Origin of the sequence: Ephemeroptericola cinctiostellae, from assembly GCF_003339525.1 — a bacterium.
GTDB classification, from domain to species: domain Bacteria; phylum Pseudomonadota; class Gammaproteobacteria; order Burkholderiales; family Burkholderiaceae; genus Hydromonas; species Hydromonas cinctiostellae.
This window is the reverse complement of sequence record NZ_CP031124.1, coordinates 594,446-621,323: the sequence shown is the minus strand read 5'-3', so window position 1 is coordinate 621,323 and position 26,878 is coordinate 594,446. Positions and strand designations below refer to the sequence as shown.

Below are 26,878 nucleotides of genomic sequence, written 5' to 3'. Positions count from 1 at the left end.
CGCGCTCACGTAAAATCAATGGTGTGGGCCAGACCCACACCATACTAAAATACAAACCACACACGGAGATAAAAGATGAGCACAACCCGCATCGAAACTGACTTTCTCGGCCAACGCGAACTGACCGACGCCATGTATTACGGCGTGCAAACCTTGCGTGGCATTGAAAATTTTCACATCACGGGCATTCCAATTTCAAACGAGCCCTATTTGATTCAAGCCTTTGGTTATGTCAAAAAAGCCGCGGCATTGGCGAATCGTGATTTAGGGGTCTTGCCCGCCGAAATCACCGATGCGATTTTACAAGCCTGCGACCGTTTAATCGCGGGGCAATATTTGGATCAATTCCCCACCGACATGATTCAAGGTGGTGCAGGCACATCCACCAACATGAACGCCAACGAAGTCCTCGCCAACGTCGCACTGGAAATCCTCGGCCACCCCAAAGGCAGCTACACCATCATCAGCCCGAACGATCACGTCAACTGCTCACAGTCGACCAATGATGCATACCCGACGGCTTTCCGCGTCGCGTTAATCAACCGCATGCGCAGCTACCGCACCACCATGCTCAAACTGGTCGAGTCATTCAGCAACAAAGGCACTGAGTTTGCACAAGTGCTTAAAATGGGGCGTACCCATTTACAAGACGCAGTGCCCATGAGCATGGGTGACGAATTCCACGGCTTCGCCACCAATTTACAAGAAGAAATCGACCGCATCGACGCATCCGTACGCCTGCTCACCGAAGTCAATATGGGCGCAACCGCGATTGGCACATCGGTCAATGCACCCGCAGGCTACCCAGAACTGGTCGTGAAGTATTTGTCCGAACTGACCGACATCGAACTGCGCCTTGCCCCTGACCTCGTCGAAGCCACCTCAGACACAGGTGCCTACGTGCAACTGTCTGGCACGATTAAACGCACCGCAGTTAAATTATCAAAAATCTGCAATGACTTGCGCCTGCTCGCCTCAGGCCCACGCTGCGGCTTCAACGAAATCAACCTGCCACAGCTGCAACCCGGCTCATCCATCATGCCAGGCAAAGTCAACCCCGTCATTCCTGAAGTGGTTAATCAAGCGGCCTTCTTTGTCATCGGCAACGACGTGACCATCACCCTCGCCGCCTCAGCAGGTCAATTGCAACTGAACGTCATGGAGCCCGTACTTGGCTTCGCCTTGTTCAGCTCGATCAAATCGATGGAGAATGCCATGATTGCCTTACGTGAAAAATGCGTGATCGGCATCACCGCCAACGCAGAACGCACACGTGAAAATGTCCTCGCCAGTCTGGGCATCGTGACTTTGCTCAATCCCGTCCTCGGTTACAAAAAATGCGCTGAAGTGGCCCGAGAGGGATTTGAACTCAACAAATCCATCCACCAAATCGTTGTGCTCGAAAAACAACTGATCACACAAGAGAAATGGGACGAATTATTTAATTTTGAGAACTTGATTCATCCGCATTTTATTCAATGATTTTAATGCCTCAGTGGTGATTGACAAATTCACAGCCTTAAAAAAAACCGCCTGTCACAATGACAGGCGGTTTTTTTGGTATAAATAATGCACCATTGGTCAATGCCAATTGGCCGCCATCGTGGCTGACAATGCCGTTTGGTAGTTCACAGGCAAGGTCGTTTGACCCGCAGCAGGCGGACTGAATGCGGCCATGGCTGACACCAAGTTTTCAAGGTCAGAACCAAGTAAGAGCTTCCCCGTAGAGTCTTTCACAATCAACCCACGATCCACAGGCGCAAGGTCAGTTGTATACCAATTCTTAACTGTGACTGAGTCTGTCGTGCCAATTGTTTGCAGCACCAAGTCATTTCCCACATGTCGAAACCACAACTGATCAAAACTGACCCCGTGATCAAACTGAATTTGCTCAGAGCACCCACCTTCTGGCCGCCAAACCAACTCATTGTCATTTGGCGTGACCAATGTGCCATTCTCATCTCGCCAAAAAACATCTGTTGTTGTGGTGAGGTAGTATCCTTGCTCCACTTCAACAATAACGTCTTGACCATCCCCTCGATTAAAAATATAGGTATCGGAGCCGCCACCGCCATCCAGTGTATCATTTCCTTTACCGCCGGTTAAAGTGTTAAATTTCGCATTCCCTGTCATCCGATTATTAAGCTCGTTACCCACCCCATTGATTGGATCTCCCCACCTCACACCTGTTTTCACTGGATATTTAGGAAACCACCCTGAATACATTGAATAAGAGTGCGCACTGTAATCCGCCAAGATCAAATTCTCAACATTCGCACCCAATGCGTAATCAACCGATGACACAACCGTGTCAACCCCTTCATTCTGTTTCTCAATGATTTTTGCAGCAGCATCCGCGACGTTGACAACATACACATCATTGCCCAGACCGCCTTTCAATGTATCTTGACCACCACGACCATTCAACCGATCATTGCCTGCACCGCCCGATAAAACATTGTTGCCCGAATTACCCCACAGGGTATTATTCAATGAGTTCCCGGTTCCATTGATGTTTGCAGTTCCTGTTAACTGGAGGTACTCCAATTCTGCTTGAAGGTTTGACAAGTCATAGTTAACTGATGAAATAACCATGTCCTTACCGTCATTCCAATTTTCAGAAATGAATGTATTGCCAACCGCATTGATGTAATACACGTCATCACCAGCCCCACCATACAATGAATCATTGCCACCATTGCCATTGAGCGTGTCATTTCCCGCCTGGCCCTCAATCCTGTTATCGCCCGCATTGCCTACCAGCTGGTTATTAAGTTCATTGCCAAATCCGTTGATATTGGCCGTGCCCGTCAGTCTTAACGCCTCAACGTTGCTGCCAAGCCACCTGCTGCTATTTGAAAGAACGGTATCGAAGCCCTCATTGGCCTTTTCAAAAACACTACCATTCGGGTTTACATACACATCATTGCCTGCACCGCCAGCCAAAAAATCGATCCAGCCACCGCTACCAATCAATGTGTCATTGCCAGCACCACCATACAAACTATCCGTTGCGGTCGAACCAATCAACAAATCATCCCCATCCCAACCGTTGATTGTATTGAGCTTGCCCACTTGCCCAACCAAGCGGTCATTGCCTTGCGTGCCGCTTGTGTTAACAGTCAAAAGTGCTTTAATTTTTTCATGTAACTCATTTCCCGTCCACGTCACACCGTCACTAAACACGATTTGCGACAAACCACTCCACGTAAAAACCGCAGCGGATGACATGTTTGGATAGCCCAATGTGATTTGGTCTGAAACACCATAATGTATGCTAATAAACTGCCCATCAGCTGTGATACTCACCTCAGACGAAGTCACATCTTTAAACACAATTCGACCATGATGAATGCTGTTTGTTGTGATCATGTCGCTGTTGACTAAATCAATGATGCTGTCTTTACCATCTCCTTTTTGAAACACAAAAGTATCGCTATATGTCTCACCCCATATGTCATCGGGTGAGGTGATCGATGTATTGCCTCCGCCATAGAAAGTGTCATCGCCTTTTCCACCCTCGATCAACTCCACATCAACAGTCCCTCTAATGACTTCACTACCCGATGTGCCCGTTAGCTTAGTTGCATATGTGATGGTTGATAAGCGGCCATTGACCTGCACAGAGATGGACTCATCCAATGCCTCACCTTGTGTTCCATTAGTGGAAAAACCAGTTGATGTCGTTGTACTTAGTGAATTAACAGCCAAAATCGACGTACTTAAACTCGCCACGGTAGAACCAGCCCCCAGAAGCTGAGTACCAACTCCACTCGTTTGTGAGCTTACATAAGCCATTCCACTCGCTGTACTTAAGCTCGCGACAACCGCCGCCCCTATAGAGATCGACGAGTAAAGTTGAGAACCATTGATCACATCGGTGCTATTGCCAACATGAGTCACCGTACTTAAACTCGCCACGACCATCACTGTAGAAAGCGACGCGTAAAGTTGAGAGCCATTGATCATATTGACATCGGTGCTGCTGACCAGACCTGCTGCTGGTGAGACAATGGTTCTGGTGGCATAGGCATTATTAGATGATGAGACAGACATTGAGTTCCCCTTTTTCACGATCAATGAGATATATTCAATACTAATAATACTATACTTAAGTACATCAACCCAACGAAAAATACAACAAATATCACCAATGTGGAAAACAACGCAACATTGGGTTTACGCATATGCAAATAAACCACATGCATGAGCGCCCACCACAACACGCATCAATCAACCGCCATCTTTGTGACTCCGTTCGCTCTTCAACCTCACATGCCCAAATATCGCCCTTGCCGATGGTTAACAGCCAACACAAGGTTCATGGTCACCGCACCTAAAATCGAGTACATGACCAGCTGCTCGGGTGCAATTAAAAACGACAATGCGATGATGCACACATCAAAGCCCATTTGCAGCTTGCCTGCACGCCAACCGCGTGTTTGTTGCAAATAAAATGCAAGGATGCCCACACCACCCAAGCTGGCTTTATGTCGAATCATGAATAAAAAACCGCCACCAATCAATAAGCCGCCAATGATGGCTGCGAAAACGGGATCAACATGTTTCAACTCCAACCAGTCGGGCATCCATCGCGTCCACAACGACAGCAAAGCCACAGCACAAAAGGTTTTAACCGTGAACTCACGCCCCATCTTGTGCCATGCAATCCAATAAAACGGCAAATTGAGAACGAAAAAAATCGTACTGAAATCAAAGCCTGACAAATAATGGATTTGAAATGCAACACCCACCGTACCGCCTGTCAGTAAACCGACGTGTTTATACAAGGTGATGCCCAACGCAATGAACAGGGTCGCATGCACAATCGCCAAAGCATCTTCAAACAAACTGTGTTTCATTTCATCGGCAGGCTGAGGTGTGGCTGAGGTTGATGGGTCGGGTGTCATGTGATCGCTCATGCCGTCAGCCCTCCCTCGACTTGCCATGCGCGCAACACCTCGACAAAATTATCCCCCAACGCCTCACTGGCATAGCCACCTTCAAACACCACCACTGTTGGGATGTTCAGTGCCGCCAACACTCGCCCCATTTGGGCAAATTCAGGTGCACGCAAACCAAAACCAGCAAAACCTGCACTGCTGGACACGGGGTCATCGGCAAAAGTATCCAACCCAAGAGAAACCACCAGTGCATCACACCCAGACGCTCGAATCGCATCGCACGCACGATCCAGCGCCTCGAACCAAACGTCAGGACCGCTGCCATGCTTCAACGGCAGGTTCAAATTAAACCCTTCACCCGCTCCCGCGCCCTGCTCGTCGGCATGCCCAAGGTAAAACGGATATTCTGTGCGTGGGTCACCATGAATGCTGATAAAAGTCACATCATCGCGCTCATAAAAAATGGCTTGTGTGCCATTGCCGTGGTGATAATCCACATCCAAAATCGTCACATGTGCCGCCCCCAAATCACGCAGCTGTTGCGCGGCAACGGCGGCGTGATTAATGAAACAATAACCACCAAAAAAATCTGCGCCTGCATGGTGCCCAGGCGGGCGGGCAAGCGCAACGGCGATTGGCTCGCCCGCATGAACCACACGCGCTGCAGCGGCGGCACAGTCGGCCCCACGCCGTGCGGCACGCCACGTCCCAGACGTCAACGGACTGCCGCTGTCCATGCTGTAACGACCTAACTTTGCGCAAAAATTATCGGGCACAATGTCCGTGCGCAAAGTCCGAATCGGCCACACCGCAGGAAAAGCCTCTGTGTCCGCATTGGCGGGATCAAGCGCAATCCACTCCGCCCATGCGCCTTCCAGAAAATTTAAATAGTCACGGTCATGCACACGCGTCAATAAAGCATCATCGCATTGCATGGGCGTCAACAACTCACCCAAACCGCGTGCTTTCAATGCCTGCTCAATGGCCGATTGACGTGCAGGCGTTTCAAAAGCAGGCACCATCTTGCCGCGATAAATTTCTTGTCGGGCGCTGTGGGTGGAATGAAGTTCGTTGAAGAAAATTTTCATGGTGGCTTTCAAAAAAAGGCATACCGAAGCATGCTCGCAATGGCTCAATACTGTGACACGCACACGCGCCACAGAGAAATCATTATCCTGTGAAAGTGTTCAAAAAAACAGATGACAAACCCGCCATTATTTACAATAAAATGGTCATATTCACACCCTTTTTATACAAATCGACCACATCATGCTCAACGACACCGACAAAAACCTCATTGCCCTGTTGCGCATTAATGCACGCACGCCACTGACCACCTTGGCCAAGAAATTGAATGTCTCCCGCACCACCATTCAAAATCGACTGGAACGGCTGGAAAGCTCAGGATTGATTACAGGTTACACCGTGACACTCAAACCGACGACGGCGCAAGCCGATGTGAACGCCTTGGTCTTTCTTTCCATCAATGGGCAGCACGAAGAAAAACTGATTGAGCGCCTGCGAGGCTACCCCAACGTGCTTGAAATTCACGGCACCAACGGCCGTTGGGATCTGGTGTTGAACGTGCGCACCGATCATTTGGCCGCATTGAATGACCTGCTGCTGACCATCCGAAAATTACCCGCTGTGCTCAACACGGAAACCACTTTGCTGTTGGCGAGCTACAAAAAATAAGGGCGTAAAAAAATCGCCTATCGGCGATTTTTGATGTTTCAATTGAACGTCTAAGCAAACAATGCCATCGGCGTTTAAACCGCGATCGCTTTATTGATCACAGCATAGATTTCATCCCAATTGGGCTCACCAACATATTGTTTGATGATTTTTCCTTGTTTATCAATGACAAACGTGGTGGGTGTACCCAGAATGTTGCCGAATTTAGCGGCCAATGCACCACTCTGATCCCAGGCAATGTTGAATGGTAGTTTTTTCTCATTGACATAGTTTTTGATGTACTCGGGATTGTCGTATGCCATCGCGATGCCCACATACTCCAAACCTTTGGGCTTCAATTCATTGTACATCTGCACCATGTGCGGCATTTCCTTCATGCACGTTGAACAACTGGTGGCCCAAAAATTGACCACAGTGACCTTGCCTTGTGATTGCAGCGCGGCAAAATCGACTTGCTTCTGATCGATGGTGGTGATGTTTAAAGCACTCATCTCAGCCCCCGTCGAGGCCATGTTTTTATAAGCGGTCACACCAACCACGGCAGCAATGCCTGCGGCGATGAGCCATTTGATGGGGAATGCCATATCTGCTCCAGAAATACAAAAATTGAATGGTGTGATTATATCGCATGCAGCGCATTTGCACCTAACCGCTCCACAGGAAACACTTAGACAGTGACGTTTTTCAGCCACTCAATCGAGGGGGCTTTTAAATCACCTTGCAATGCAAGCACATCAATTCGGCACGGGCTGTCACGCCACGCGGGTTCATGCTGCAAAAACATTTCGCACGCGCGCATGAGTTTCGCCAGTTTATGTGGCGTGACCGACACGGCCGCACCGCCATACGCCGTACTTTTTCGCCAACGCACTTCAATGAACACAAGGGTGTCACCATCCAGCATGATGAGGTCAATTTCTCCCTGTGCACAGGCCACGTTGGCCTTCACAGGCTTCAAGCCACAACCAAGCAAATGCTGTTGTGCCAACAACTCCGCTCGTGCCCCCTCTTTTTGACGTGCGGCTTGCGGGCTGTAAGTGCGCAGGGCAGTTGATTCAACCACGGATTTCGTGGTCGATGATGGTGCACCGCCTTTTAACCATGCCCACATATTGACCTCTGTTCTGTTGTTCGCACCGTCAGCACACGCCATTCGTGCTAAAGTGCGGCTTAAATTAATCTGCAATTAAACGATTAAAAGTGCCGAGCAAAACCATCCCTTGAAACACAACAGACGGGTGTGCTGGCCCTACAATGATGGGCTCAAAGCCTATTGATTTGATCTTAATTTTTGTCAGGTTCGCCTGACAGAAATTTTAACTTAAGACTCGGAAAAAAATGGATGCACTCCTGCTCCATATTTCCTTTACTGCGACATTGACCCTGACATGGATTTTACCTCAACTGCCCTCGAACCTCTGTGGCAAAACGCCCACACGCAACAATGGCCACGCCACACCCTGTATGTGGTCGCCACGCCGATTGGCAACATCGCCGACATCAGCATTCGCGCCTTATACGCCCTGCAATTGGCCGATGCCATCGCCTGCGAAGACACGCGCCACAGCAAACCGTTATTGGCGCAATACGGCATCAGCAAGCCTTTGATTGCCGTGCATGACCACAACGAAGCTGAAGCCGCAACAGGTTTAATCGAACGCTTGCGCAACGGCGAGCGCATCGCCCTCATCACCGATGCGGGCACGCCCGCCATATCAGACCCTGGTGCACGCGTAGTGGCCGCCGCCCATGCAGCGGGTGTGCGGGTGATGCCGATTGCAGGTGCCAGTGCCGCCGTCACCGCAATGAGTGCAGCAGGCTTGGATGGCGGTTTCCAGTTCATTGGATTTTTGCCCAACAAAGCCATGGCACGCGCACACGCATTGACCGCATTGGCGCGCACACCCACCAACTTGGTTTTTTACGAAGCACCACATCGATTGCATGAAACCATCACCACGATGGCCGAACTGTTCCCCACGCGTCGGTTAACGGTGGCCAAAGAGCTCAGCAAGCTGCATGAAAACGTGCTCACCCTTGTCCTCCAAGATGCCCCCGACTGGCTCACCACAGCTCCAGCCGCACGTGGTGAATATGTGCTCATCCTCAGTGCGCCGAGTGAAGAGATCCATGCAGATACCCCAGCATGGCACACCACTTTACAGGCTTTACTTGAAGAGCTGCCCCTCAAACAAGCCGTCGCATTAACGGTCAAACTCACGCAAGCATCAAAAAACGACGTTTACAGCCATGCCTTGGCACTCAAAAACAACACCGTCTCTTCATAATTAAAGGGTGATATTGTGTTTTAATGGCTTTTAAAACCACCAGTGCACATCAACACACAACCATGCGTCACGTGCTGGCCCCTAAAAACCAAAACAAATTAAAACACCATGCACACATTATTCCTATTGGCCACCCTCATCGGAATGGCTTGCCTTGCTCGAACCTTATGGTTTGAGTTCGGCCGTAAACCATCGCCCACGCACATGCAGGCACGCGCTCACTCAGGTCAGTTTCAGGTGGGCGTGTTTCAAAATGAAATCGACACCCCAGCACAAACAGGGGATTTTTCGTACAGCAAACTCATCCGTGAACTCATCCATCCGAGCAATACACACCGCAAACCACCAGCCGCCATCCCGAGTGAAAAAATCAATTTGCATAGCCTGCTCCAGCAAGCCCCAAGCATTGTGTGGTTCGGTCACTCATCGTATTTATTGACACTCAATGGCTTCACCATTCTGGTTGACCCGGTGATGGCAGGACACTCCGCACCACTGCCCTTCCTTATCAACAGTTTTACAGGCACCGACATCTACAGCGTGGATGATTTACCACCCATTGATCTGCTGCTCATCACCCACGACCATTACGACCACCTCGATTACGACACCGTCAAAAAGCTCAAACCCAAAGTCAAGCAAGTCATCACGCCACTCGGCTGTGGTGAACACCTGCGGTTTTGGGGCTATGATGCCGACATCATCACCGAGCTGAATTGGCATGAAAGCCTCGTCATTGGTGATCACACCATCACCGCAACGCCTGCCCGCCACTTTTCAGGCCGCGCATTTGGGCGCAACACAACGTTATGGGCATCATATGTGCTTAAAAGCACAACACACAAGCTATACCTCGGCGGCGACTCAGGTTACGGCCCTCACTTCAAAGCCATTGGAGAGCAGTACGGCCCATTCGACCTCGCCTTACTCGAATCGGGTCAATACAACCCCGCATGGGCATTCATCCACATGATGCCTGAAGAAACCGTGCAAGCCGCGCAAGATTTGAACGCGCGCGTGTTAATGCCCGTGCATTGGGGCAAATTTGTGCTGTCCTTGCACAACTGGGATGAACCCATTCAGCGACTCACCGCCGCCGCCCAACAACACCATCAAACCCTTTTCACCCCCACTTTGGGCAAAGCCATGCCCCTCAATGGCGACTATGTGAACAACCCGTGGTGGGAAAGCATCCAATAAACCCTAAAAATTAAAAGCCCCACAATGTGGGGCTTTTAATTTTTATAACCGTTCAGCAGATAAAATGAGCTAGAGGTTGAAGGTCATCGGCTCGATTGACGTGCAAACAAGCGCCACACACCCGCCGTGAAGCCCACCATGGCCAATGCGATCATCGCATAACCCACATGCACATTCACATGTGTCGACAAATAACCCACCACCACACCCGCACATTGTAAACCCAACAAAATCGTCAGCATCAACAAGGCAGACAACTTCGATGTGCTCTCTGGTGCGCGATCAATCAATTGGCTCAACAACAATGGAAACACCACCCCAATCCCGACCCCACCGAGATAATTGACCACGTACACCAGCCATGCATCCATCTGTTTCGGCATGAGCGCCAACGCCATAAACATCACGCTGCCCAATACCCCCAACCATTTCAAACGCCGTTCATTTGACACATGGCTGTGAAAAAATGCCTGCCAAATTCGAACACTCAACATCCCACCCGTGAATGCAGCCAATGCCACCCGAGCCGTATTTGCAATCAACCCACGGTCTGTCGAAGCGTAAATCACAAACCAATAGGTCTGCCCCCACTCCACAAAACCAATCAACACACCGCAAATCCACGCCCATTTCGCCCAAGGGGCGCGAATCAAATCCAAATAACTGGCACTGATTTTCTGTGTCACGCTCGCAGCCTCTGCGGTGGTTGACACCGGCACATCCATCGGGTCAGATGCAGGGGTCAAATTCGCCAAAGTGGCACGTGATTGTGGACGCGTCAACAGCAACACAATCACACACAAAGGGATAAAAAACAAAGCAATTGGCGCTCGCCATTCATCAAAGGCCACCAAGAACAGCGTCACCCACAACGGCGACAGCGTTGCCCCCACACTAAACCCCACATCGATCAATGCCAACAACCGTGGGCGCAACTCACTGCCTAAATTAAGCATCGTCATGATGCTGTGCGCCAGCGTAAAAACCGCCGTACTGGTTACCGAATAAACGAAATAACACGCACAAATCCAAAAAAATGTCGGTGCAAACACAATGCCCAAGACACTCAACGCGATGATGCCAAAATAAGTCAACATCAATGGTGCGGCACGAAACCGATGGGCAATGTCTCCGCCCAAAAAGGCCCCCACCGCGCCACCTGTGCTGACCGCCATCATCAAATGGCCAATGTCTTTTGGTGACAAATTCAAGTCGCTTGACAACTCAGGCGTCAAACTGCCTAAAAAATTACCAAACAGACCAAAAGCCAAAGTTGCGAGCATCAACACCCATGCAAGGAAAGGTACTTGGCGAATAAAATCTTGTGTTTTCATGGGGGCAATCAGAAAAGATAAAGGTCAATCAAAAAAAACCAAAAGCGAACCAAGGCCAAACCCAGGCCATCATCAACCAGTCAATGGCCTGATGATATTGGCCTGATGACATTGGCATGGCGAAATTTGTGAGTAATCCGATGTTTCATTTTGCATTTTGCATTTTGCATTTTGCATTTTGCATTTTGCATTTTGCATTTTGCACATGATTGTGATGAGAATCACCGCTCAAAACATCTGAATTCAAATCAGCGCAGTGCGAATTCGACTTTCGCAATCCATTGTATATCATCAGCCGTGTATCACCAGCTCACAAATAAAAAACGCCTCGATGATCCGAGGCGTTTTTACACAGTTCAGAGCCGCTTAAACAGACTCAACTTGCGCCTCTTGTTCCAAATCAAACACTTTATGCAATTCGCGCACAGCCAATTCCAAGTATTTGTCATCAATCACCACAGAAATCTTGATTTCAGAGGTCGAAATCATTTGAATGTTCACACCCGACTTGGCCAAAGTTTCAAACATCAAACTGGCCACACCCACATGCGAACGCATGCCGATACCGACAGCAGACACTTTACACACATTCGCATCGCCGATGACTTGTTGCGCACCAACCGCAGGCTTGACTTCAGTTTCCAACACCTCCATCGCCTTTTTCAACTCACCACGTCCCACCGTGAATGAAAAATCGGTTGTGCCATTGGTGCTTTGATTTTGGATGATCATGTCCACATCAATGTTGGCTTTAGCGATTGGGCCTAAGATTTTAAAGGCCACACCTGGGGTGTCAGGCACTTGCATCAAAGTGATTTTTGCTTCGTCGCGGCTGAACGCGATGCCAGAGATGATGGCTTGTTCCATGGTTTCGTCTTCCTCAAAAGTAATCAATGTGCCAGAATGGGCTTCAATATTAATGTCCAAATCATGCGGTGTCAGGCTTGACAACACGCGGGTTTTGACGCGGTATTTACCTGCGAATTCAACCGAACGGATTTGCAAAATTTTCGAGCCCAAGCTCGCCATTTCCAACATTTCTTCAAACGTGACTTTATCCAAGCGACGTGCGTTCGGCTCAACGCGAGGGTCAGTGGTGTACACGCCATCCACGTCGGTGTAAATTAAACATTCATCGGCTTTAATCGCTGCGGCCACCGCCACTGCTGAGGTGTCTGAACCACCACGACCGAGCGTCGTGATGTTGTTGTTCGCATCCACGCCTTGAAAACCCGTGATGATCACCACGCGACCCGCATCCAAATCGGCACGAATGCGTTTGTCATCAATCGACTCAATGCGTGCTTTGGTGAATGCGCTGTTGGTTCTGATCGGCACTTGCCAACCTGCGTAGCTCACCGCATCCTGACCGATCGCTTGTAAAGCAATCGACAACAAGCCCACCGACACTTGCTCACCCGTAGAAGCAATCGCATCCAATTCACGCGGGCTCATGTCGCCTGCATCTGGATTGATTTCTTTCGCCAAGCCCAACAAACGATTGGTTTCACCCGACATTGCCGATGGCACCACCACCACTTGATGACCTGCCTTAACCCATTTCGCAACGCGTTTAGCAACGTTCTGAATGCGCTCAACCGAGCCCATCGACGTGCCGCCGTATTTATGCACCACTAAAGCCATTATTTTTCCTTATCTGTTTCCAAAAAAAGCAAAACGCCTCTTTTTTCGCCAAAACTTGCACTCTCTTGAACCCATAAAAATACATGATGCAGCGCAAAAACTCAAGTTTTTACAGTGCTTACGCACGATTTTTTTCATAAATTCATGCAGTTGCAGCATTTAACATCACTTTTTCAACGCATCGTATTGCGTCCCCATAAAAATGCGCATGTAAATCAATTTTTCATGCTTTTATTCAGACCAAAACCACATGCAAACCCCAACAGACATCGAGGCTAAACATCAATTGCATATAATTTGATTCAGAATGACGATAAAATAACAACATGACCACATACACACGCCCCCACGAATCCAAGTTGATGCCCGCTCAGCTCATCGACTTGATGACTTTCAGCCACGAACACACCGCCAACATCACTTTTGACATCAAATACGCGAGTACCGACAACTTCACAGGACAGGTGATTTACCCACAAGCACGGGCATTCCTCATGCACGATGCCGCTCAAGCCTTACTCGCGGTCAGCGCAGACTTACACCCACACGGATTCGGTTTGCGCGTTTTCGATGCGTATCGTCCATGGCACATCACCGCCTATTTTTGGGAGCACTTCCCTAATGATCACCTGTATTTGGCCGACCCACGCGAAGGCTCACGCCACAACCGAGGCTGCGCGATTGATTTGAGTTTATACGATTTAAAAACAGGGACAGAAATCGAAATGCCCAGCGCATACGATGAATTCAACGAAAAATCCCACCTGAGCTACACAGGTGGGACTGAATCTCAAAATGCCATGCGCGCTTTACTGCAAACCACCATGCTCGCCCATGGCTTTTCAGCGCACCCGCATGAATGGTGGCATTTTGATTATGCGGGCTGGCAAAACTACTGCGTGCTAGACGATGAGTTTCTCGCACTGGAAGCGAGTTAAACTAGCGGATTTGATCACATCACCCAAGTGATGAAAGCCGATTCACAGTACCCGCGACCCTCACCCGCCGCACCCCATCAAACGACTCCACATCCACATCGGTCAAATCATCCGCATGTTCGAATGTCAACGAGAACGTCGGTGCAGGCAATGCACCCGCGGCTTGGCTCGGCCATTCAATCAAAGCAATGGTGCGGTCATTCAAGTATTCATCGAAACCCGCTGAATACCATTCGCGCGGATCGCCAAGGCGATACAAGTCGAAATGATGCAGTGTGGTTGCATCATGCGTACCCGCATTCAGGGTGTAGCTTTCAACCAAGGTATAAGTGGGGCTTTTGATGCGCCCTTCGATGCCCAATGCACGGGCAAAGTGTCGTGTGAAAGTGGTTTTCCCTGCGCCCAGTTCGCCTTGCAAAAAAATCACATCGCCTGCACGCACCTGTTGCGCAAGCCGTTGTGCAAGCTCAGCGGTGGCGGCTTCGTTGACCAGGTTTAGTTGTAAATCGGAGGGCATGGTGACATCTGTTGTGATTTCGTTCATAAAAATCAATTCGTTTTTCGGTATGATGGCGGCATGAACATGCCCGCCCAGAACCACCATTGTACCGCAGCCGCTGATTTATCCACATGGATAAAAGCGGAAGCACGCACGCTGGGCTTTGCCCATGTTGGCATCAGCCAGCCCGACTTATCCACTGCGAAAGCAGGGCATTTGGCGTGGTTGGCCGATCAATTTCACGGCACAATGGATTACATGACGCGCAACATCGATGCGCGATTCTCACCTGAACTGCTGGTGCCCGGCACGCTGAGCATCATCAGCGTGGCCATGCCGTATCTCGCGACGGGGCTGTCAGACGAGTGGCAAAAGGAAGCATGGCAGACCATTGACAATGGTGATCAAGCCTACGTGTCACGCTACGCACTGGGGCGCGATTACCACAAGGTGGTACGCAACACATTGCAAAAGCTGGCCACCGCCATCGAAGCAAAAATTGCCCCCACGCCTTTGACTTATCGGGCTTTTTCCGATTCTGCCCCCGTACCCGAAGTCGAAATCGCCCAACAGACCGCACTCGGTTGGCGCGGCAAACACACACTGCTGTTAAATCGCACGCATGGCTCGATGTTTTTTCTGGGCGAATTGTATGTCAACTTGGATTTGGCGATTGATCAGCCCACCACTGCACATTGCGGACAATGCACCGCATGCATCGACATCTGCCCCACGCAAGCGATTGTCGCGCCCTACCGCGTGGATGCACGCCGTTGCATTTCGTATTTGACGATTGAGCACAAAGGCGAGATTCCGCACGAATTTCGCAAAGCCATTGGCAATCGCATTTATGGTTGTGATGATTGCCAACTCGCCTGCCCTTGGAACAAATTCGCCCAAAAATCTGCTTTGTCTGACTTTGCCGCCCGTCATTCGCTCAACGATGTGGATTTACTCACATTGTTGCACTGGGATGAGGCCACGTTCAAATCCAATATGGCAGGTTCTGCTGCGTACCGCATTGGCCATGCTCAGTGGCAACGCAATATTTTACTCGCATTGGGCAATGCAGACCCCCGACCCACTCATCTCGCTGCATTACAAGCCTTCACCTCGCACGACAACCCCATCCTCGCCGAACAAGCAAGCTGGTCATTGGCTCAATTGACTCAAATTGATTTTCAATGTACCCAGCATGTTGATTTTGAAACAGACCTTTTCAAAAATAAGCTGGATGAATAAGCACTTTAATCTTACAATTCACACACATCTTAAAGTGATGCGTTTGTAACCGAAAAGAATCAATCCCATCGACCATAACAAAAGAGGCCCCTTCATGACCGCACTATCTCCAGCCGCGCTCGACCAATTATTTAACAATGCCCGCACCTTCAACAAGTTCACCGACCAAGCCTTGAGCGACGAGCAACTGCAAGCCATTTATGATTTGGCGAAAATGGCACCAACAGCATTCAACGCCTCACCCGCCCGCTTTGTGTTTGTGCGTTCAGAAGAAGCCAAAAAACGTTTGATTCCCCTGATGATGGAAGGCAATCAAGCCAAGTCAATGGCTGCACCTGTGACGGTCATCGTAGCGTACGACAGCAACTTCCAAGAACACCTGCCAACGCTGTTCCCCGCGATGGACGTCAAAGGCATGTTCGATGCCAACCCAGCCATGACCGAAACCACAGCCTTCCGCAATGGTTCATTGACGGGTGCCTATTTCATCATGGCAGTGCGTGCTTTGGGCTTGGATGCAGGCGCAATGAGTGGTTTTGACAACACCGCAGTGGATAAAGAGTTTTTCCCTGATGGCCGCTTCAAATCAAATTTCCTCATCAACATCGGCCACGGCGATGCATCGGGCAATTACCCACGCAGCCCACGCTTGAGCTTTGATGAAGCCGCACAAATTCTGTAACCACAGCAAACACCCGTTAAACCTCGACTAAACCTACGTTAAACAGGTGCTTCACGTTGCTTCACCCTTTAGTTTCGCCCCCATCACCTTTCAAAAGGACTTCATCATGACCAAAGTTGTTGTTGTTTACCATTCGGGCTACGGCCACACCCAACGCGTTGCAGAAACGGTCGCCGCTGGCGCAAACGCTGAACTCATCGCCATCGATGCAGAAGGCAACTTGCCCGAAGCCGCATGGGACACATTGAACGCCGCTGACGCCATCGTTTTTGGCGCACCGACGTACATGGGCAGCCCCAGCTGGCAGTTCAAAAAATTCGCCGATGCATCTTCAAAAGCATGGTTCACCCAAGCATGGAAAGACAAAGTGTTTGGCGGCTTCACCAACAGCGCCAGCTTCAATGGCGACAAACAAGTGTCATTGATTTACCTGAACACATTAGCCTCACAACACGGCGGCATCTGGGTCAGCTTGGGCTTGCCTCCCAGCAACGCCAAAGCGGCCACCCGCAACGACATCAACAACCTCGGTGGTTCGGTTGGTTTGCTCGTGCAATCGCCATCGGATGCCAGCGTGGACGAAATCCCACAAGGCGACTTGGACACCGCAAAATTGTACGGACAGCGCATTGCCGACGTAACCCGCAAGTTAAAGATCTAAATCAACGCGGAACAAATCGTCACCCGTTAGATCTATCAAAAATGTAAACTCGGGCACATGATTCAAAACAAGCCTGATTTTAACCATTTGTTTTTGTTACACATTTCACTTTTTCTCTGTGTTTTGTCAGGGGCTGCCTGACAAAACACCTGAGCTTCAAGTCGGAAAAAGCAGGCTCTTACTTTTTGCAGAAAGCAAAAAGACGCTTTTCCGTGTTGCCTTAAACTAAAATCGGGGGTAAAAACATGAGCATCAAAAAAATCACTCAACTCAGTGCGATTGCGTTGGTCATCGCTTCATTCAGCGCGCAAGTGAGCGCAAAAGGCAACGATGCCGCCGCTGCGGCGATTGCCCAATTGGCGAAAATTAAAGCCGTCCAAGCGCAGGGGCAAAAAAACCTGTTGAACTTCGACGACTTGGATTTTAACGTGTACAGCAAGCAACGCTGGGGCGACATGCGCAAAAGCCACGCCGAAAACATCACCGTTCATAACGCGGATGGCACGGTGACACACGGTCTGCACGATCACATCGAAGATTTGAAAAAAGGCTTCGTGAACATGTCAAACATCGTCACGGCACACCCGATTCGAATCACAGATGGCGAATACACAGCGGTGATTGGCGAAACAGAAACCACCCTTCCCGTTCCCGCCACCACAAATGCCGATGGCAGCATCACGCCTGCGACCAAAAAAGTGATTAAAGGTTCAATGGTCACCGTGGGTCACTGGAAGAATGGCGTGATGGATGAGGAGTGGTTGTACTATTAAGACAATACGGAAAAAGTAAAACCTATTTTTTCCGACTTAAAGTCCAAACCATTTGGAGTGCTTTAAGATGCATGATGCACACACCACTTTTTTGCAGCCCTCATTGTCATTGAGGGCTTTTTTATTCCGCTGGGTATGAACGACGGGCAGTCATTGAAAAAACCAGCGTTGTTTATTTGGTTTTATCGCTCTGTTGCCAAGGAAACCGTCCCTCAAGCTCCACCTGTAAGGACAGACTTAAAAAAGTACGGATAAGGATAATGAGTCCCAAAACACTCACCGAATTTATCGTCGGCTCAGTGATAACGGTCGAAATGATGTCCGCACCAATTAATATTTCCAGCCCCAATAAAATGGATTGCCCCAAAGATTGGCGCAAAGCCACAAATGCATGCCCTTGCTTTTTCAGCACAGACACCGAAAAAACATATAAGGCACAAATAGAGCCCAAAAAAATGCTCAAAACGCCAATGACCTCTAAAATTCTCGCAATAAAGTCGATGTATTCTTTTAGGCTTTCCATGTGGGGCTCAAGTTCTTTCTTAAGAAAATGTATGATGAATCGCTTTTAGCTTTTATGATGCTGACATCCCTTGAGCAACCAAGTCTTGTGCAGTGTCAAATTGTATCGTAAATACCCACCAAAACACAAAAAGGGCAAAGGTGTTTTATTGTTCGAGCCCGCATCCGCGCAATACCCCTTGACAACTTTGGTACAATATTGAATTACGGGAAACAGGGCATAAGTCATGCGCTGAAACAAAAGTCCACCCCTTGGCCAATCACTCAAAACGACTGAGCCTGCTTGGGTCACCTTGGTTTTTAACCATTTGTTTTTGTTCTCTATTTTATCAGGGACTCCCTGATAAAACAGCTGAATCTCAAGTCAGAAAAACAGGTTCTTTACTTTTTCTGTCGTATTTCCTACTCAAAAAAAGCGAGCACGCCATGAATTACACCCGCGCCAAAAACTTACCGGGCATCCTCCAGCAACGCATTATCGTCCTTGACGGCGCGATGGGCACAATGATTCAACAATACAAACTCAGCGAATCCGATTATCGCGGTGAACGGTTCACAAATCACCCTATTGATGTCAAAGGCAACAACGAGCTGCTCAGCCTGTCACGCCCCGACATCATCAGTGAAATTCACAGCCAATACCTCGCAGCGGGTGCAGACCTCATCGAAACCAACACCTTCGGCGCCACCACCGTTGCGCAAGACGACTATGAAATGGGTGATTTAGCCTACGAGATGAACGTCGAATCGGCGCGTTTGGCGCGCATTGAGTGCGACAAATACAGCACACCTGACAAACCGCGTTTCGTCGCAGGTGCGATCGGCCCCACGCCAAAAACCGCCAGCATTTCCCCCGAGGTCAACGATCCCGGCGCACGCAATGTGAACTTTGAACAATTGCGCAAAGCCTACTATGACCAAGCCAAAGGGCTCATGGAGGGCGGTGCAGACGTCTTTCTCGTCGAAACCATTTTTGACACATTGAATGCAAAAGCGGCGCTGTTCGCATTGGAAGAACTGTTCGAAGATACGGGTGAATGTTTACCCATCATCATCTCTGGCACCGTGACCGATGCATCTGGACGCATCTTATCGGGTCAAACCGTTGAAGCCTTTTGGTACAGCTTGCGCCACGCCAAGCCACTCGTATTTGGCCTAAACTGCGCACTCGGTGCGGATTTGATGCGCCCATACATTGCCGAACTCGCTAAAATTTGCGACTGCTACATTTCATGCTATCCAAACGCAGGCCTGCCCAATCCCATGTCGGACACAGGCTTTGACGAAACGCCCGAAATCACATCGGGATTTTTGGAGGAATTCGCCAACGCAGGTTTGGTCAACTTGGTCGGCGGCTGCTGCGGCACCACGCCAGATCACATCGCAGCGATTGCCAAAGCCGTCGCCAGCCTTGAACCGCGCCACATTCACAGTGCAGCCTGTCACACGCGCATTGATTACGAAGCGTCAAAAGTATTGAAATCAGCATTGAAGCATTAAGGTTGTTGAAACATCAACACACCTGACATTCCCGCTCATTTTGAGCAGGAATGTCGATTCTTTTATGGCGCTTACCTTCTGTTTTAATGTTTATTTAATTTCTGTTTAACGTCTGTTTACCTTCGATGTGCACCATGACACACGCCACAACATGCATCAAAGATTGACCATGACGTTTCAAGATAAAGAACACTGACACAGTGTCTACTGCATCACATTCGCTTAAAACCAACAGGCCTCAGCGCACAAGCCACCTCAAACCGCCAAAGCTCACCTTTTTTTAATCAGCCCGTTCACGTCAGCGCCCCATGTCCACACACAACAAACGCCTCCCCCTCATCGCCTTTGGCATCTTGGGTCTCATTTGGGGCAGCAACTTCATTTACATGAAAATGGCGGCACACAGCATTTCACCCTTGCAAATTGTCTTCTTCCGCGTTTTATGTGGTTTTGTGCCCGTCATGTTGTATGCTTTTTTCTCTGGCGCCTTGAAAGCAACACACATCAAACACCTGCCACATTTCATCGTCATGGCACTGCTCGCCACCGATGTGTATTATTTTTGCTACGCCACAGGCGCACACATGTTGCCATCCGGCATCGCAGGCGCACTCAGTGGCGCGATCCCCTTGTTTTCCTTTGCCCTCAGCATGATTTTCCTCGCAGAAGAAAAAACCACCGCACTCAAAAGCATCGGCGTCGCCCTCGGCTTCCTCGGTGTGCTCTTGATTGGCGGCATTTTTGAACAACACCTGTCCGCCAGCAACAGCCAAGGCGTGATGTACATGGCACTCGGCTCACTCAGCGTCGGCTCCTCCTTCGTGTATGCGAAAAAATTCATCTCCCCACTGAACATCCCCGCCGCTGCCCTGACCACCTACCAGCTCGGCATCGGCCTGCTCATCCTCAGCATCGTCACCCCATTCACAGACATCAACGCCATCTGGAGCGACACCCATGCCGCCATCGGCCTCGTCGTCGGCCTCGGCCTGCTTGGCACAGGCCTCGCCTACATCCTGTACTACTTCATCGTCAGCCAACTGGGCGCAGTGGCCGCCGCCTCATCCACCTACATCCCACCCGTCATTGCACTGCTGATTGGCGTTTTGATTGTCGGCGAACAAATCACCACAATCGATGTGATCGGGGCAGGATTGATTTTAATGGGCGTGGTGTTGATTAACAAAAAAGCCAAAGTGTAAGGCAATCCAGCAATCATTTGGCTTGAGCCCATAAAACCCAATAAACGGTTGGTGTGCAATTGCACCACTCGTTTAGAAAAGCACACGACATCCAAGACCAACGCGCATTGTCCCTTGCTTGAACAACAGGCGGTGGATCATCAGATAGAGTGGTGGATTTGGAATGTGCATGGCGACATGTTTCTACCTTTGGATGAAAACAGGACTCAATGTATTCTTCCAATTGCACCCTACGGGTACTTTTTTTGATTTACAATTCATTGAACTTCATTTAACAAAGGAAACAATATGGACACCACAGCAATCGTTGTGATTATTATTACAACCTTACTAACCACAGCGGCCATCTCTGGCTTTGTTTGGTTTTTGTTTAGCAAAACACTGGAAAAAGACTTCACTTTAAAAAACATTCAGTCTATTTTCAATAAGCATGTTGAAAAAGCAAAATTTTCATCGGCCATTAATGAACTGAAAAAAATCAACGCATCGCATTTGGAGCTTTCAGTTGCGGATGGGCATGAAACATTTTTCTCACGTGCTGGAAAACAACTGACATCGCAAGCAAAATATTCCGCCATTGCCGTATCGGAGCAAGTTGATCTAGAAGCATTGAAGGAAGCAATCAAAGCCCGTAACAGCGGGATGATTGATTTTAAAACGTTCTGCCAACAAGCTGCAAAATCGGGGGTTAATTATTGGCAAGTACAAGTTGAAGGGCTTTCTTGCACCTATTTTAGCCTCGCCAACAAAGTCATTCACTCAGAAACATACACAGATCAAAATATATTCTATTAGTATGCAATGAAACATTGGATTGTAAAAATAAGCGACACCCCTTCAAGGCTTTATAAAATGAATGGCAAACCATCATCATGTGGTTTGCCATTTTTATTGATTGAGAATAACATCCCCTGTCTCCTCAAGCTTGAAGTTGGCACACCCACCCTGCTCAATATGGTTGGGTTGAACGTGTCGTCGATTGGCCGTATTCCACGTTTCATGGTTATGTCGCGCGTCGGGTTTTACCCATTGATTGCGTGGGTGATAGGTCGTCAGACGGGTTAAGAAACTTGGAATGAGCGTGGCGGTGGTTTTTGCCACTGGATAAACATGCGGCGCAATGCGCTTTGCTTATTGCACCCTACTCTAATTTAGAGGTGCCACATGATTAATGCAAAACAAATTAGAACTCTCTACAATAGATATCTTGAGTTAATCAAGCTTGAGGTCGAGATGTTTGGCGTAAAACCAACTGAAGTTCGCCATTTGATTGGTAGGCTCGGAGAGTTCTACTGTGCATTAAAAGTCGATGGTACGCTTGCACACTCCCCTAATCAGCAAGGCTTTGATGTGGTCTGTCAAAATGGCAAGAGAATTAGCATGAAGACTACCGCACAAAAAACTGGCTTTATCGCCATATCATCAAAAACCATTAATATCGTCGACGATTTAATGATAATTCAGTACTTAGACCAAACACTCTCAATTACTACAGCGATGTTAAAACAGCGGTGGAAGCTGCTCGCAGCTATGAGCATGTTGGCAAATTTGAACTTGATATTGCAAAGGCAAGAAAACTTATACCCATCAACAGTCGATCTCAGACAGACACTGACAAGACAGAGATCGCACCCTCTAAACCGTAAAGCATAGGACACAATAAGCAAACCACATTGCGCCTGATCCCTTAAAACAGGATAATGTGAGAACTACGGTGCAAAGCGCGAAAAATACTTGTGACACCCACACCACCCACACCAACTGCAAAGAAATCTATGAGCAATACAAAACGCAACCTCCGCCTCTCTGGCCTTGAGCCTTTCGTCGTCAATGATGCGTCGTTGTTCGTCAATGTGGGCGAACGCACCAATGTGACGGGTTCGAAAGCTTTTGCCCGCATGATTTTAAACAGTCAGTTTGATGAGGCGTTGTCGGTCGCGCGTCAACAGGTTGAAAACGGTGCGCAGATCATTGACATCAATATGGATGAGGCGATGTTGGATTCGAAGGCGGCGATGGTTCGCTTCCTGAATTTGATTGCGTCTGAACCTGACATTTCACGCGTGCCGTTGATGATTGATTCGTCCAAGTGGGAGGTGATTGAAGCGGGTTTGCAATGCGTACAGGGTAAACCCGTTGTGAACTCGATTTCACTCAAAGAGGGTGAAGAGGCATTCATCGACCATGCGAAAAAAATCATGCGTTATGGGGCGGCGGCGGTGGTAATGGCCTTCGATGAGGACGGTCAAGCGGATACGTTCCAGCGAAAAATTGACATTTGCAAACGCTCATACGATGTGTTGACCCAAAAAATTGGCTTTGCACCCGATGACATCATTTTTGATCCGAACATTTTTGCGGTGGCAACAGGGATTGAGGAGCACAACAATTACGCGGTCGATTTCATCGAGGCGACACGCTGGATCAAGCAAAACTTGCCGTTTGCGCTGGTCAGTGGCGGCGTGTCCAATGTGTCGTTTTCGTTCCGAGGCAATGAGCCTGTGCGCGAGGCGATCCACACGGTGTTTTTGTACCATGCGGTGGCGGCGGGCATGGACATGGGGATTGTGAATGCGGGGCAGCTCGGCGTATACGCCAACCTTGACCCGTTGTTGCGTGAACGTGTGGAGGATGTGATCCTGAACCGCCGCGAGGATTCGACCGATCGTTTATTGGAAATCGCCGATCAGTTCAAAGGCGATGGCATCAAAAAAGAAGAGAATTTGGTGTGGCGTGAGCAGGATGTGAATGCGCGTTTGACGCATGCACTGGTGAATGGCATCACGGCATTCATCGACACCGATACCGAGGAAGCGCGTTTGAATGCGACGCGTCCGATTGAAGTGATCGAAGGGCCGTTGATGGACGGCATGAATGTGGTCGGCGACTTGTTTGGTGCGGGTAAAATGTTTTTGCCCCAAGTGGTGAAGTCGGCGCGGGTGATGAAGCAAGCCGTGGCGCATTTGATTCCCTTCATCGAGGAGGAAAAAGCCGCTCGTAAAGCCGCTGGCTTCAAGGATGCGGAAAGCTCACAGGCGAAAATGGTGATTGCCACGGTTAAAGGCGATGTGCATGACATTGGTAAAAACATTGTGACGGTGGTCATGCAGTGCAACAATTACGATGTGGAAAACATGGGCGTGATGGTGCCGTGTGCCAAAATTCTACAAACGGCGAAAGATGTGAATGCCGATGTGGTCGGTTTGTCGGGCTTGATCACGCCATCACTTGAAGAAATGGCGTATGTCGCTTCTGAAATGCAGCGCGATGATTATTTCCGTGAACGTCAAATCCCATTGTTGATTGGCGGTGCAACGACGTCACGTGTGCACACCGCAGTGAAAATTGCACCCAATTATGATGGCCCCGTGGTGTGGGTGGCCGATGCGTCACGCAGCGTGACGGTCTTGCAGCAATTGATGTCACCCAACACGCGTGAAGCTTTTTTAGCTGAACACAACGCCGAGTATGAACGCGTTCGCCGCCAGCATGCCAACAAAAAAGGTCAGGTGATGATTTCACCCGAAGCCGCGCGCGCCAACAAGTTCACCACCGACTGGACTCATTACACACCGCCTGCACCGAAAAACCTCGGGAAGCACATCATCGAAGACATGGATTTGGCCACATTAACGCATTACATCGACTGGGGGCCTTTCTTCCAAGTGTGGGATTTGGCGGGTCCTTACCCTGCCATTTTGGACGATGAGATTGTGGGTGTGGAAGCGCGCCACGTGTTCAGTGATGCCAAAGACATGCTCAAGCGCATCGTGGATGAGCGATGGTTGACCGCCAAAGGCGCATTTGGCTTATACCCAGCCCACACGGTGGATGACGACACCATTGTGCTGTTTGAAGATGAAGCCAAAACCACCGAGTTGTTGCGCTGGAACCCTGGCCGTCAGCTCAATGAAAAACCCGTCATCGAAGGCAAGCGCAATCCCAACCAGTCGCTTGCCGATTATGTGGCACCAGCGAACACCCAACCCGACTACGTTGGCATGTTCGCGGTCACCGCGGGTTTGGACATGGAAGACCGTTTAGAGCGCATGGATGCAGAGTTTGATGATTACAGCTCGATCATGTTTAAGGCATTGGCCGACCGTCTGGTCGAAGCATTCGCTGAATACCTGCATGAGAAAATCCGTAAAGACGATTGGGCTTATGCGGCCGATGAGCAATTGACTGCGGTTGAAATGATTAAAGAAAAATACCGTGGCATTCGCCCTGCTCCTGGTTATCCAGCCTGTCCAAAACATGAAGTCAAAACCGACTTATTCCGCGTGCTGGATGCAGAAAAAATCGGCATGTCACTGACGGAAAGCCTCGCCATGTGGCCCGCTTCTTCGGTGTCTGGTTTCTATTTTTCACATCCTGAGTCGCATTATTTCAATGTCGGCGGCAGCGCTTGGTGATACAATATCCCTGTTTTCCACAGGGGTATTTTTTATTGTGCCATTCCGACGTTTTTCCCTTTCATCTGCGCTCAATGCCCTATTGCTGACCTTTTTGTTATGGTCGGCCGTATTGCCTGCGCACTTGAAACAAAACCCCGCTGGACACTGGACGGAGTTGTGTACAACCACTGGATTTAAAACGGTGTGGGTCAGCGATCAAGCGCACACGCCCGCCAGTATCGCCCATCAAGCCACATCGTTTGCAACGGGCGCGATGGAGGTGGCGGGCACCATTGAGGCAATAGATGCCCCCATCCACAATGGGCATGCCAAGCCGCATTGTCCGTGGTGCTTGTTCGCTTTGCCTGCATTGGCCATCCTTGTACTCTGCGCCTTTTTCACACCCAGTCTTTCCCACATCCTTCGCACAGCCTATGCACCGTTCTTTCGCGCCACAACCACACTCTGGCACTGGGCTTGCCCTCGTGCCCCTCCAACGTTGCACCCCCAAGCCATTTAATTGCGTGTTTAGCCGCTTCTAGCGCTCAAAAAAGCACTTGCGATGTCCGCATAAGTGCTTGAGCGCATTCGGCTGTCACGTCTAGTGCGTCATTGAACCCGCTGTCATTGAATGAAATACAGTGGATTCAACGCACCACATCCCAGCCCGTACTCGCCCCAACCACATGCCACCCATTGAATCGGCCTGTCGGGCGACAACGTGCGCATACACTTTATGACTCTTTATATTTGAAAAACCATGAACATTACTTTTAAAGCCATCACCCTCAGCCTCGCCCTCAGTCTCAGCTTATTTGCGGTCAGCAGTCAAGCCCACGTTGGCTTTGACAACGATCAAGCCACTCAAGGCAGCTACAAACGCTTTGCCCTCAAAGTGCCGCACGGCTGTGGCACCTTAGCAACAGATACAGTAACGATTCACATCCCAGAAGGCATTCAAGGTGCAAAACCAATGCCCAAATCGGGCTGGAGCACCTCGATCCTGAGTGCCAAATTGAAGACGCCTTACGAGAGTCACGGCACAGCAGTGACCGAAGATGTCAACGCACTGACGTGGTCAAACGGTTCACTGCCAAGCACTTTTTACGATGAGTTTGTGTTTCAAGCCAAGGTCGCCTCACAAGCAGGCGTGCTGTATTTTGATGTCGACCAATCTTGTGGTAGTACCGTGACACATTGGAATGGTCTGTCACACGATGATGCACACCCTGCGGCCTCGTTACACGTGATTGAACCCGCAGCAACGGCATCAGAAGCGCATCACCACTAAACGAAAAGGTCAGCAACACAGTCAGGCAACGCAACGGAGCACCTTGCGTTGCCATTTTTCTCATTTAAGCACATTATTCAAGCGCAAACGCTGTCCACGTGATACA

At 49.5% G+C, this 26,878-nt stretch carries 26 protein-coding genes and 1 pseudogene; 17 read left to right on the top strand and 10 right to left on the bottom strand.

Annotated features, from left to right (window positions below):
* The first annotated feature begins 75 nt into the window (after positions 1-75).
* Positions 76-1,482, top strand: coding sequence for an aspartate ammonia-lyase (locus DTO96_RS02965; RefSeq protein WP_114562140.1), 1,407 nt, complete (start codon positions 76-78; stop codon positions 1,480-1,482).
* Between the two features lie 99 nt (positions 1,483-1,581).
* Here DTO96_RS02965 and DTO96_RS02960 read toward each other — a convergent pair whose 3' ends face one another.
* The 3 genes from DTO96_RS02960 to DTO96_RS02950 all read right to left on the bottom strand — a co-directional run bounded on the left by DTO96_RS02960 (position 1,582) and on the right by DTO96_RS02950 (position 5,992).
* Positions 1,582-4,056, bottom strand: coding sequence for a calcium-binding protein (locus tag DTO96_RS02960; protein WP_114562139.1), 2,475 nt, complete (start codon positions 4,054-4,056; stop codon positions 1,582-1,584).
* A gap of 215 nt (positions 4,057-4,271) precedes the next feature.
* Positions 4,272-4,922: a YitT family protein gene (locus DTO96_RS02955; protein ID WP_114562138.1), complete on the bottom strand. Its 651-nt coding sequence runs from the start codon at positions 4,920-4,922 to the stop codon at positions 4,272-4,274.
* Positions 4,919-5,992, bottom strand: a complete 1,074-nt coding sequence (locus DTO96_RS02950) for a histone deacetylase family protein (protein WP_114563896.1) — start codon at positions 5,990-5,992, stop codon at positions 4,919-4,921. The genes DTO96_RS02955 and DTO96_RS02950 overlap by 4 nt, the downstream gene beginning before the upstream one ends.
* Before the next feature lie 181 nt (positions 5,993-6,173).
* On the opposite strand from DTO96_RS02950, the gene DTO96_RS02945 reads away from it, so the two are divergent.
* Complete coding sequence (locus DTO96_RS02945) at positions 6,174-6,599, top strand: Lrp/AsnC family transcriptional regulator (RefSeq protein WP_114562137.1); 426 nt, start codon at positions 6,174-6,176, stop codon at positions 6,597-6,599.
* A gap of 74 nt (positions 6,600-6,673) precedes the next feature.
* Here the strand turns inward: DTO96_RS02945 and DTO96_RS02940 are convergent, their stop codons facing one another.
* On the bottom strand, positions 6,674-7,183 hold the full coding sequence (locus DTO96_RS02940; RefSeq protein ID WP_114562136.1) for a TlpA family protein disulfide reductase: 510 nt from the start codon (positions 7,181-7,183) through the stop codon (positions 6,674-6,676).
* 83 nt (positions 7,184-7,266) lie between these two features.
* Positions 7,267-7,710, bottom strand: coding sequence for a YraN family protein (locus tag DTO96_RS02935; RefSeq protein WP_114562135.1), 444 nt, complete (start codon positions 7,708-7,710; stop codon positions 7,267-7,269).
* Between the two features lie 277 nt (positions 7,711-7,987).
* Between DTO96_RS02935 and rsmI the strand changes: the two genes are divergently transcribed.
* Both rsmI and DTO96_RS02925 read left to right on the top strand, forming a co-directional pair.
* The gene (rsmI, locus tag DTO96_RS02930; protein WP_114562134.1) at positions 7,988-8,887 is read left to right on the top strand and encodes a 16S rRNA (cytidine(1402)-2'-O)-methyltransferase; all 900 of its coding nucleotides are present in this window, start codon (positions 7,988-7,990) and stop codon (positions 8,885-8,887) included.
* 108 nt (positions 8,888-8,995) lie between these two features.
* A complete protein-coding gene (locus tag DTO96_RS02925; protein WP_225972545.1) occupies positions 8,996-10,087 on the top strand; it encodes an MBL fold metallo-hydrolase in 1,092 nt (363 codons plus the stop codon).
* A gap of 83 nt (positions 10,088-10,170) precedes the next feature.
* Here the strand turns inward: DTO96_RS02925 and DTO96_RS02920 are convergent, their stop codons facing one another.
* Both DTO96_RS02920 and DTO96_RS02915 read right to left on the bottom strand, forming a co-directional pair.
* Positions 10,171-11,421 (bottom strand): MFS transporter, encoded by a 1,251-nt coding sequence (locus tag DTO96_RS02920; RefSeq protein ID WP_114562132.1) that lies wholly within the window; start codon positions 11,419-11,421, stop codon positions 10,171-10,173.
* 366 nt (positions 11,422-11,787) lie between these two features.
* Positions 11,788-13,065 (bottom strand): aspartate kinase, encoded by a 1,278-nt coding sequence (locus tag DTO96_RS02915; protein ID WP_114562131.1) that lies wholly within the window; start codon positions 13,063-13,065, stop codon positions 11,788-11,790.
* 326 nt (positions 13,066-13,391) lie between these two features.
* On the opposite strand from DTO96_RS02915, the gene DTO96_RS02910 reads away from it, so the two are divergent.
* The gene (locus tag DTO96_RS02910; protein WP_114562130.1) at positions 13,392-14,003 is read left to right on the top strand and encodes a M15 family metallopeptidase; all 612 of its coding nucleotides are present in this window, start codon (positions 13,392-13,394) and stop codon (positions 14,001-14,003) included.
* A 19-nt stretch (positions 14,004-14,022) separates the two neighbouring features.
* Here DTO96_RS02910 and tsaE read toward each other — a convergent pair whose 3' ends face one another.
* Positions 14,023-14,547 carry a tRNA (adenosine(37)-N6)-threonylcarbamoyltransferase complex ATPase subunit type 1 TsaE gene (gene tsaE, locus DTO96_RS02905; RefSeq protein WP_225972544.1) on the bottom strand — a complete coding sequence of 175 codons (525 nt, stop codon included), beginning with the start codon at positions 14,545-14,547 and terminating at the stop codon, positions 14,023-14,025.
* Positions 14,548-14,580: 33 nt separating this feature from the next.
* Here tsaE and queG point away from each other — a divergent pair, with 33 nt between their 5' ends.
* The 4 genes from queG (at position 14,581) to DTO96_RS02885 (ending at position 17,860) form a co-directional block, all read left to right on the top strand.
* Positions 14,581-15,744 carry a tRNA epoxyqueuosine(34) reductase QueG gene (gene queG, locus DTO96_RS02900; protein ID WP_114562129.1) on the top strand — a complete coding sequence of 388 codons (1,164 nt, stop codon included), beginning with the start codon at positions 14,581-14,583 and terminating at the stop codon, positions 15,742-15,744.
* A gap of 94 nt (positions 15,745-15,838) precedes the next feature.
* A complete protein-coding gene (locus tag DTO96_RS02895) occupies positions 15,839-16,426 on the top strand; it encodes a malonic semialdehyde reductase (RefSeq protein ID WP_114562128.1) in 588 nt (195 codons plus the stop codon).
* Positions 16,427-16,532: 106 nt separating this feature from the next.
* Entirely contained in the window at positions 16,533-17,087 is a 555-nt protein-coding gene (locus tag DTO96_RS02890; protein ID WP_114562127.1) for a flavodoxin family protein, read from the top strand.
* Positions 17,088-17,332: 245 nt separating this feature from the next.
* Entirely contained in the window at positions 17,333-17,860 is a 528-nt protein-coding gene (locus DTO96_RS02885; protein WP_114562126.1) for a polyketide cyclase, read from the top strand.
* Positions 17,861-18,032: 172 nt separating this feature from the next.
* Here the strand turns inward: DTO96_RS02885 and DTO96_RS02880 are convergent, their stop codons facing one another.
* Positions 18,033-18,383 carry a DUF1622 domain-containing protein gene (locus tag DTO96_RS02880; protein WP_114562125.1) on the bottom strand — a complete coding sequence of 117 codons (351 nt, stop codon included), beginning with the start codon at positions 18,381-18,383 and terminating at the stop codon, positions 18,033-18,035.
* A 425-nt stretch (positions 18,384-18,808) separates the two neighbouring features.
* Here DTO96_RS02880 and DTO96_RS02875 point away from each other — a divergent pair, with 425 nt between their 5' ends.
* The 7 genes and pseudogenes from DTO96_RS02875 to DTO96_RS02845 all read left to right on the top strand — a co-directional run bounded on the left by DTO96_RS02875 (position 18,809) and on the right by DTO96_RS02845 (position 26,001).
* Positions 18,809-19,882 carry a homocysteine S-methyltransferase family protein gene (locus tag DTO96_RS02875; protein WP_114562124.1) on the top strand — a complete coding sequence of 358 codons (1,074 nt, stop codon included), beginning with the start codon at positions 18,809-18,811 and terminating at the stop codon, positions 19,880-19,882.
* Positions 19,883-20,190: 308 nt separating this feature from the next.
* Positions 20,191-21,084: a DMT family transporter gene (locus tag DTO96_RS02870; protein WP_114562123.1), complete on the top strand. Its 894-nt coding sequence runs from the start codon at positions 20,191-20,193 to the stop codon at positions 21,082-21,084.
* A gap of 288 nt (positions 21,085-21,372) precedes the next feature.
* A complete protein-coding gene (locus DTO96_RS02865; protein WP_114562122.1) occupies positions 21,373-21,879 on the top strand; it encodes a DUF1398 domain-containing protein in 507 nt (168 codons plus the stop codon).
* 57 nt (positions 21,880-21,936) lie between these two features.
* Complete coding sequence (locus DTO96_RS02860; protein WP_114562121.1) at positions 21,937-22,149, top strand: hypothetical protein; 213 nt, start codon at positions 21,937-21,939, stop codon at positions 22,147-22,149.
* 99 nt (positions 22,150-22,248) lie between these two features.
* Complete coding sequence (locus DTO96_RS02855; protein ID WP_114562120.1) at positions 22,249-22,737, top strand: DUF6998 domain-containing protein; 489 nt, start codon at positions 22,249-22,251, stop codon at positions 22,735-22,737.
* Positions 22,738-22,859: 122 nt separating this feature from the next.
* Positions 22,860-25,484 (top strand): annotated as a pseudogene (gene metH, locus DTO96_RS02850) (methionine synthase); the annotation flags it as partial.
* Positions 25,485-25,623: 139 nt separating this feature from the next.
* Entirely contained in the window at positions 25,624-26,001 is a 378-nt protein-coding gene (locus DTO96_RS02845) for a hypothetical protein (protein ID WP_192879011.1), read from the top strand.
* A gap of 81 nt (positions 26,002-26,082) precedes the next feature.
* Here the strand turns inward: DTO96_RS02845 and DTO96_RS13015 are convergent, their stop codons facing one another.
* Complete coding sequence (locus DTO96_RS13015) at positions 26,083-26,214, bottom strand: hypothetical protein (RefSeq protein WP_264080575.1); 132 nt, start codon at positions 26,212-26,214, stop codon at positions 26,083-26,085.
* A gap of 27 nt (positions 26,215-26,241) precedes the next feature.
* Between DTO96_RS13015 and DTO96_RS02840 the strand changes: the two genes are divergently transcribed.
* Positions 26,242-26,772 carry a YcnI family copper-binding membrane protein gene (locus DTO96_RS02840; RefSeq protein WP_114562117.1) on the top strand — a complete coding sequence of 177 codons (531 nt, stop codon included), beginning with the start codon at positions 26,242-26,244 and terminating at the stop codon, positions 26,770-26,772.
* The last annotated feature ends 106 nt before the right edge of the window (positions 26,773-26,878 follow it).

Bases quoted from the DNA above. Each gene is read 5' to 3' on its own strand.
- DTO96_RS02965 (WP_114562140.1), top strand. From the start codon at position 76: ATGAGCACAACCCGCATCGAAACTGACTTTCTCGGCCAACGCGAACTG.
- DTO96_RS02960 (WP_114562139.1), bottom strand. From the start codon at position 4,056: ATGTCTGTCTCATCATCTAATAATGCCTATGCCACCAGAACCATTGTC.
- DTO96_RS02955 (WP_114562138.1), bottom strand. From the start codon at position 4,922: ATGAGCGATCACATGACACCCGACCCATCAACCTCAGCCACACCTCAG.
- DTO96_RS02950 (WP_114563896.1), bottom strand. From the start codon at position 5,992: ATGAAAATTTTCTTCAACGAACTTCATTCCACCCACAGCGCCCGACAA.
- DTO96_RS02945 (WP_114562137.1), top strand. From the start codon at position 6,174: ATGCTCAACGACACCGACAAAAACCTCATTGCCCTGTTGCGCATTAAT.
- DTO96_RS02940 (WP_114562136.1), bottom strand. From the start codon at position 7,183: ATGGCATTCCCCATCAAATGGCTCATCGCCGCAGGCATTGCTGCCGTG.
- DTO96_RS02935 (WP_114562135.1), bottom strand. From the start codon at position 7,710: ATGTGGGCATGGTTAAAAGGCGGTGCACCATCATCGACCACGAAATCC.
- rsmI (WP_114562134.1), top strand. From the start codon at position 7,988: ATGGATTTTACCTCAACTGCCCTCGAACCTCTGTGGCAAAACGCCCAC.
- DTO96_RS02925 (WP_225972545.1), top strand. From the start codon at position 8,996: ATGCACACATTATTCCTATTGGCCACCCTCATCGGAATGGCTTGCCTT.
- DTO96_RS02920 (WP_114562132.1), bottom strand. From the start codon at position 11,421: ATGAAAACACAAGATTTTATTCGCCAAGTACCTTTCCTTGCATGGGTG.
- DTO96_RS02915 (WP_114562131.1), bottom strand. From the start codon at position 13,065: ATGGCTTTAGTGGTGCATAAATACGGCGGCACGTCGATGGGCTCGGTT.
- DTO96_RS02910 (WP_114562130.1), top strand. From the start codon at position 13,392: ATGACCACATACACACGCCCCCACGAATCCAAGTTGATGCCCGCTCAG.
- tsaE (WP_225972544.1), bottom strand. From the start codon at position 14,547: ATGAACGAAATCACAACAGATGTCACCATGCCCTCCGATTTACAACTA.
- queG (WP_114562129.1), top strand. From the start codon at position 14,581: ATGAACATGCCCGCCCAGAACCACCATTGTACCGCAGCCGCTGATTTA.
- DTO96_RS02895 (WP_114562128.1), top strand. From the start codon at position 15,839: ATGACCGCACTATCTCCAGCCGCGCTCGACCAATTATTTAACAATGCC.
- DTO96_RS02890 (WP_114562127.1), top strand. From the start codon at position 16,533: ATGACCAAAGTTGTTGTTGTTTACCATTCGGGCTACGGCCACACCCAA.
- DTO96_RS02885 (WP_114562126.1), top strand. From the start codon at position 17,333: ATGAGCATCAAAAAAATCACTCAACTCAGTGCGATTGCGTTGGTCATC.
- DTO96_RS02880 (WP_114562125.1), bottom strand. From the start codon at position 18,383: ATGGAAAGCCTAAAAGAATACATCGACTTTATTGCGAGAATTTTAGAG.
- DTO96_RS02875 (WP_114562124.1), top strand. From the start codon at position 18,809: ATGAATTACACCCGCGCCAAAAACTTACCGGGCATCCTCCAGCAACGC.
- DTO96_RS02870 (WP_114562123.1), top strand. From the start codon at position 20,191: ATGTCCACACACAACAAACGCCTCCCCCTCATCGCCTTTGGCATCTTG.
- DTO96_RS02865 (WP_114562122.1), top strand. From the start codon at position 21,373: ATGGACACCACAGCAATCGTTGTGATTATTATTACAACCTTACTAACC.
- DTO96_RS02860 (WP_114562121.1), top strand. From the start codon at position 21,937: ATGAATGGCAAACCATCATCATGTGGTTTGCCATTTTTATTGATTGAG.
- DTO96_RS02855 (WP_114562120.1), top strand. From the start codon at position 22,249: ATGATTAATGCAAAACAAATTAGAACTCTCTACAATAGATATCTTGAG.
- DTO96_RS02840 (WP_114562117.1), top strand. From the start codon at position 26,242: ATGAACATTACTTTTAAAGCCATCACCCTCAGCCTCGCCCTCAGTCTC.